This window comes from Sphingomonas sp. 10B4, from assembly GCF_035019905.1.
Taxonomy (GTDB): Bacteria; Pseudomonadota; Alphaproteobacteria; order Sphingomonadales; family Sphingomonadaceae; genus Sphingomonas; species Sphingomonas glacialis.
In genome coordinates this window covers 40,139-46,197 of sequence record NZ_JASJVC010000027.1, presented here as the reverse complement: position 1 = coordinate 46,197, position 6,059 = coordinate 40,139, and the positions used below count along the sequence as shown (strand labels likewise).

Below are 6,059 nucleotides of genomic sequence, written 5' to 3'. Positions count from 1 at the left end.
CCCCGATGACTCGCACGCCAAAACGTCGACGGGAATCCCTAATCGGACTCAAATGTAAGGCGAGAACCACTAGGAACGGCGGGATGCGTTCGCCGGCTTTCCGTGCGGCCCGGACATAAAACAATAACTGAGTAAACATGATGACAGTGGGCGTTCCTTCGCCTTTTGCCTCAAACCAGATTTCCTCCGTCTGGATATCGACCAAGCCCTTGTTGTACGCCGTAAGGCCAAGTGCTTTGATATAAGCGTCTTTCACGTCCTCTTCTGTCTTTGTCTTGGACAGGGATAGCTTCAAGCTCATGTGGTTATTGCAACCCGTTGTGATGCTCTGGACGTGCGAGCTATCCGACCACCTTGCCGCATGGGGGGGTGGGTCGCAAGCCTGCCCCGTTTCCGCCAACGGCAATGGGCTTCAAGCTCAAGGTTTGACTTTGGGCGCACGCTGCTATCACCGGGCTCCTGCCGGGAAATGACGTTAGAAAGTCGAGAACCCAATCCCAGCAGCTTTGCCACCGCACTCGGCTTATCGCCGACAGCGAGGAGCTTGCGGATCGTTCCTAGCTTCTCCGGTGTAAGGGCCGGTTTGCGGACGGCTACCCCTAAAAACAGAACGTCGAAAACCACTAAGCTGGACATTAGCGCCTCGTCTAAAGCTTTGTGTGGTCAGGAATGCTATTTCACCCAGCTATCACTATACCCCCCGGACCTGTTCCGGGGTCCACCGCGCCATTTGCCCCAGCGTCAGTGGATGAGTGGACCCCGGCACAAGGCCGGGGTGACGAAATTAGTGCTTCGCCGCCGCCGGCGCCTTCTTCTTGTACATCGCCAGCATCCGCGCAGTGACCGCAAAGCCGCCGAAGATGTTGACGCTCGCCAGCACGACGGCAAGCAGCCCGAGCCATTTCGACGTCGCCCCGCCACCACCGATACCGGCTGCAGCAGCCGCAATCAGCGCGCCAACGATGATCACCGAGGAGATGGCATTGGTCACCGCCATCAGCGGCGTGTGGAGCGCCGGCGTGACCGACCAGACGACGTAATAGCCGACGAAACAGGCCATCACGAAGATCGAGAGAATCGAGATGAAGTCCATAGTCAGTCCCCCAGTCGGTCAGGCGGCGGCGCGGCGGGGTTGCGGGACGGGACGCCCCAATTCCTGCGCCGCCTCGATCCAGCACCCGATCGCGTCGTAGATATTGTCGAGCGCCTCTTGCGGGGTCTCGCCATCGGAACGGCAGCCCGGAAGTTCCGGGGCAACCGCAGTATAGCCGCCGCCATCCGCGGCGGAGAGCGGCAGGATGTCGACTTCGTAATCGAACGGATTCATCTCCGTAATCCCTGCACTGCGTCGACGAACCGTACGAGCTCCCGAATGTAGATCGGCTTGATCGGCCGATGCGCCGGGATCGTCAGGATTTCGGGTCGCTCGACATGCTTCACCTTATAATGTGACCCCTTGCGCGGTGGCGCGCAAGCGATCCCGAACCCGTCGCACAGCGCCGCCACATCCTCGATCCGCCAATCGCGCGGGTTGGCGCGCATGCGCTCGAGGAGTTTGTCGGCATTGGCCACGAGCCCGCATCATCCCAGCAACCGCGCGTTGACGACCTTGCCGCCCTGCGTCAGCCGGATCGCATCGCCGATCTCGGCGTCGAGCACGGGCTTGCCGGCCTCCTTGTCCCAGAAGGCATTGAGGAAATTGTACAGGTTGCGCGAGAACAGCGCCGACGCATCGGCCGCAAGCCGTGACGGCACGTTGCGATAGCCGACGATCGACACGCCGTTGACCACGACCACCTCGCCCGCAACCGCGCCCTCGACATTGCCGCCCGCCTCGACCGCGAGATCGACGATCACCGAACCGGGCTTCATGCTTGCCACCTGTGCCGCCGAGATCAGCCGTGGCGCGGGGCGCCCCGGGATCAACGCGGTGGTGATGACGATATCCTGCTTGGCGATATGGCCGGAGACCAGTTCGGCCTGCGCCGCCTGATATTCGGGGCTCATCTCGCCAGCATAGCCGCCCGAGCCCTCGCCCTCGATGCCGGCGACGTTCTCGACGAAGATCGGTTTGGCGCCGAGCGACTGGATCTGCTCCTTGGTCGCCGAGCGCACGTCGGTCGCCGAGACCTGCGCGCCCAAGCGCCGCGCGGTGGCGATCGCCTGCAGGCCGGCCACGCCGACGCCCATCACGAACACCCGCGCGGCCGACACGGTGCCCGCCGCGGTCATCATCATCGGGAAGGCGCGGCCATAGACGCCCGCGGCGTCGAGCACCGCCTTATACCCGGCGAGGTTCGACTGCGACGACAGGATATCCATCGACTGCGCGCGCGTGATGCGCGGCATGAACTCCATCGCGAGCGCTTCGAGCCCGGCGGCGGCATAGCCGTCGATCCGCGCGCGGTCGCCAAACGGGTTGAGCCCGGCGACGAGCCAGGCGCCCGGCGCCACGCCCGCCAGCGCATCGGCCGACGGCCCCTGCACGCCAAGGACGATCTCGGCCCCCGCGAGCGTCGCCGCGCGATCAGCGACGGTCGCGCCAACCGCCGTATAATCGGCATCGGCGATCGACGCGGTCGCGCCCGCGCCGATCTCGACGGCGACGGTCGCGCCGAGCGCCAAGAATTTCTTGACCGTTTCTGGGGTCGCGGCAACGCGGCGCTCGCCCTCGACGGTTTCGCGGAGGACGGCAATCTTCATTCTACTTGCCCGAAACCAGCCACACCACCACGAAAGCGATGATGAAGACCGCGACCGCGCCATATTTCATGACGCTCATGACCTTGTCATAGGTCGCGCGGTGGACCTGCATGTCATTCTCGGCAGCCATCGTTCCATCCCCTGCAAGACGGGGTAGTTCCCCGGTTCGTCCTTGTGCTTAGCTTGCACACGCCTGCGCCTCAACCCCCGCGCATTCGCATTGCCAAACGCGCGTTTGTGTCCCGCGCGTCCCATGGCGGGGCGTTTAAGGGCGCTTTCACACCTTGGCGGTATGCTTTGCACTGGATTTGACACGAATGGGATGGACGCATGACGCGTAACGGACAGCGGCTGCTGATGTTGATCGACGACGAGCCCGCACAGCGGCGGCTCGTCGCGGCGATCGCAGCGCGGCGCGGCTGGCGGGCGGTGTTCGCCGCCGATGGCGAGATGGCGATCGCGATGCTCGGTACGCAGGACGGGATGCAGCTCGACGCGATCCTGCTCGACCAATGGGCGCCCGAAGCCGACCCGACCGCGCTGATCGACGAGATCCGCCGCCGTCGCCCCGCACTTCCGCTGCTGCTGCTCACCGCCAACGGATCGGTGGCACAAGCCGTCGCGGCAATGCGCAGCGGCGCGACCGATTTCCTCGTAAAGCCACTCGCCCCCGAGCGGCTTCTCACCGCGCTCGACGCCGCGGTCGCTGGCAAGGCGGCTGGCGAATTGCGCCCGCTCACCGAAAAGATCCCCGCTTTGCTCGCGTTCGACGAGATCGTCGGCTCCGCCCCCGATTTCCGCGCCGCGCTCGCCATCGCCGCCAAAGCGGCCCGCGCCCGCGTGCCGGTGCTCGTCGAGGGCGAGAGCGGCGTCGGCAAGGAAGTCGTCGCCGAGGCGATCCACGCCGCGTCCCCCCGTGGTAAAAAGGCGATGGTCGCGATCAATTGCGGCGCGCTGCCGCCGAACTTGATCGAATCCGAGCTGTTCGGGCACGAGAAAGGCGCGTTCACCGGCGCGTTCGAGCGCAAGATCGGGCGCTTCCAGGAAGCCGATGGCGGCACGCTGTTCCTCGACGAGATTGGCGAGATGCCGCTCGAGGCGCAGGTCAAACTGCTCCGTGTGCTGCAATCGGGCGAAATCCAGCCGATCGGCGCGCGCCATACGCGCGAGGTCGACGTCCGCGTCATCGCCGCGACCAACAAGCGGCTGATCGAGGAAGTCGAGGCCGGCCGCTTCCGCGAGGACCTCTATTACCGCCTGAACGTCGTCCAGGTGACAATCCCACCTTTGCGCGAACGCGCCGGCGACATCCCGGCGCTCGCGCGCCATTTGCTCGCGCGGATCGCCGAGCAGCCGGGGCTCCGCCCGCTTGGTATCACCGACGATGCGCTGGCGCTGCTCGGACGATACGATTGGCCGGGCAACGTCCGGCAGCTTCAGAACGCCCTGTTCCGCGCGGCGGTGCTGTGTGACGGCGCGGCGCTGACGCGCGTCGATTTTCCGCAGATCGCAGCGCTCGGCGGACAGCGTCACACCACGCCGACCCCCATGCCGATGGCGACGAGCGGCGGCGTTACGCTGTTCCACGCCGATGGCAATCTGCGTGCGCTCGAGGAGATCGAGGCCGATGTCATCCGCCTCGCGATCGGCCATTATCGCGGGCGCATGACCGAGGTCGCGCGGCGGCTCGGGATCGGGCGCTCGACGCTGTATCGCAAGCTCGGCGAGCTCGGAATCGACAACGCCGCCGCCTGACCTGCCTTTCGCCACAACGATTCGTCGCAAATTTCGTCCCGCTACGGACACACCCGCGCCTCAGAGAGTTGGTACGGCAAAGGAGTATGTATTCTCATGCGTAACAAACTGATCCTCGCAGCGCTGACCGCTGCCACCCTCGTCCCCAGCATGGCACCTGTCGCCGCGTCCGCGCAGAGCTACGACGACCGTCGGTACGATCGTCGCGACGACGATCGTCGCTATGACCGTCGCGACGATGACCGCCGCGACAACCGCCGCGACGAGCGTACCTATCGTGGCCAGGATGGCCGCTACTACCCCTGCAAGCGCAGCAGCGGCACGACCGGCGCGGTTGCCGGTGGCGTTGGCGGTGCGGTTGCGGGGAACGTCCTCGGTGGCGGTCTGCTCGGGACGGTCGCTGGCGGCGTCGGCGGCGCGCTGCTCGGCAGGACGCTCGACAAACGTCATGACGCCGCCCAGAACCGCAAGAACGGGTGCTGATCGGATCCGGGTGGTAGCCTGAGGCTACCGCCCGACCAGGGCGCGGTCGCGAAGACCGCGCCATACCCGCATCGCCTGGACGGTTTCGGGTACATCGTGGACGCGCAGCAGCTGCGCGCCCGCCATCACCCCAGTCAGCGCGAGCGCAATCGATCCCCCCAGCCGCTCGGTTGCCGGTGCTTCGTTCGACAAAGCTCCGATCATGCGTTTGCGGCTCGCGCCGAGCAGGATCGGACAGCCGAGCCCGTGAAAGATGGTCAGCGCATTCATCAGCGCCAGATTATCGGCGAGCGATTTGCCAAAGCCCACGCCCGGATCGACGATGATCCGCGACCGTGCGACCCCGCCTGTCACCACCGCGGCAATCCGCGCCTCGAGCCAGTCGAACACCTCGACCACGACATCGCGATAGCCCTGCCCGCCATGCGGTCCCTTGGCCGGATCGGGTGAGTGCATCAGTACCACCGGACACCCCGCCTTGGCGACGACGTCGAGCGCGCGATCATCCCACAGCAATGCCGCGACATCGTTGACGATCGCCGCCCCCGCCGCGAGCGCCGCCTCCATTACTGCGGCCTTGCGCGTGTCGATCGACACCAGCGTACCCGCGCGCGCGAGTCGTTCGATCACGGGCACGACGCGCGCGATTTCGTCGCCCTCCCACACCGTCGCCGCGCCCGGCCGTGTCGATTCGCCGCCGACGTCGATCAGCGCCGCCCCCGCCGCCGCCATCGCGACACCGGCGCTCGCTGCTGCTGCAGGATCATCCGACACGCTTCCGCCATCGGAGAAACTGTCGGGCGTCACGTTGAGGATGCCGCACACCGACGGCTGATCGAACCGCAGCGTCCGCTCGCCGAGCGTGAGCGCGGCGCGCGGGGCGATAATCGCTGCGTGCAGCCGCGCCGCGCGGTCGTCGCGCAGCAGCGTGGCGAGATCGGCGATCGGCACCGTCCGGCGATGCCCGTCCTCGATCACCTCATAGGCCGAGAACCACAGCATCCCGCCGGCCAGCCGCGCGACCTCGCCGTCGCGGTCGACCGGCGTGTCGACGAACTGGATCGGGCGGAGGTGGAGACTGCTCATAGATCATCCCGTCGCCCCGGCGGAGGCCGGGG

Annotated in this window: 8 protein-coding genes and 1 pseudogene; 2 read left to right on the top strand and 7 right to left on the bottom strand. The window is 66.2% G+C overall.

Features of this window, described 5'->3' with window-relative positions:
- The 6 genes and pseudogenes from QN347_RS10145 to QN347_RS10120 form a co-directional block, all read right to left on the bottom strand.
- Positions 1-301, bottom strand: a pseudogene (locus QN347_RS10145) (hypothetical protein); the annotation flags it as partial.
- Between the two features lie 483 nt (positions 302-784).
- Entirely contained in the window at positions 785-1,093 is a 309-nt protein-coding gene (locus QN347_RS10140; protein WP_140852216.1) for a proton-translocating transhydrogenase family protein, read from the bottom strand.
- Between the two features lie 18 nt (positions 1,094-1,111).
- Positions 1,112-1,327 (bottom strand): type II toxin-antitoxin system HicB family antitoxin, encoded by a 216-nt coding sequence (locus QN347_RS10135; RefSeq protein ID WP_322160889.1) that lies wholly within the window; start codon positions 1,325-1,327, stop codon positions 1,112-1,114.
- A complete protein-coding gene (locus QN347_RS10130; RefSeq protein WP_322160891.1) occupies positions 1,324-1,572 on the bottom strand; it encodes a type II toxin-antitoxin system HicA family toxin in 249 nt (82 codons plus the stop codon). The genes QN347_RS10135 and QN347_RS10130 overlap by 4 nt, the downstream gene beginning before the upstream one ends.
- 9 nt (positions 1,573-1,581) lie before the next feature.
- Positions 1,582-2,703 (bottom strand): NAD(P) transhydrogenase subunit alpha, encoded by a 1,122-nt coding sequence (locus tag QN347_RS10125; RefSeq protein WP_322160893.1) that lies wholly within the window; start codon positions 2,701-2,703, stop codon positions 1,582-1,584.
- Between the two features lies 1 nt (position 2,704).
- On the bottom strand, positions 2,705-2,833 hold the full coding sequence (locus tag QN347_RS10120; protein WP_133191646.1) for an aa3-type cytochrome c oxidase subunit IV: 129 nt from the start codon (positions 2,831-2,833) through the stop codon (positions 2,705-2,707).
- Between the two features lie 200 nt (positions 2,834-3,033).
- Between QN347_RS10120 and QN347_RS10115 the strand changes: the two genes are divergently transcribed.
- Positions 3,034-4,458, top strand: coding sequence for a sigma-54-dependent transcriptional regulator (locus QN347_RS10115; protein ID WP_133191645.1), 1,425 nt, complete (start codon positions 3,034-3,036; stop codon positions 4,456-4,458).
- Positions 4,459-4,554: 96 nt separating this feature from the next.
- Entirely contained in the window at positions 4,555-4,941 is a 387-nt protein-coding gene (locus QN347_RS10110; protein WP_322160895.1) for a hypothetical protein, read from the top strand.
- Positions 4,942-4,965: 24 nt separating this feature from the next.
- On the opposite strand, the gene folP is transcribed toward QN347_RS10110, so the two are convergent.
- The gene (gene folP, locus QN347_RS10105) at positions 4,966-6,027 is read right to left on the bottom strand and encodes a dihydropteroate synthase (RefSeq protein WP_322160897.1); all 1,062 of its coding nucleotides are present in this window, start codon (positions 6,025-6,027) and stop codon (positions 4,966-4,968) included.
- Positions 6,028-6,059: the final 32 nt, after the last annotated feature.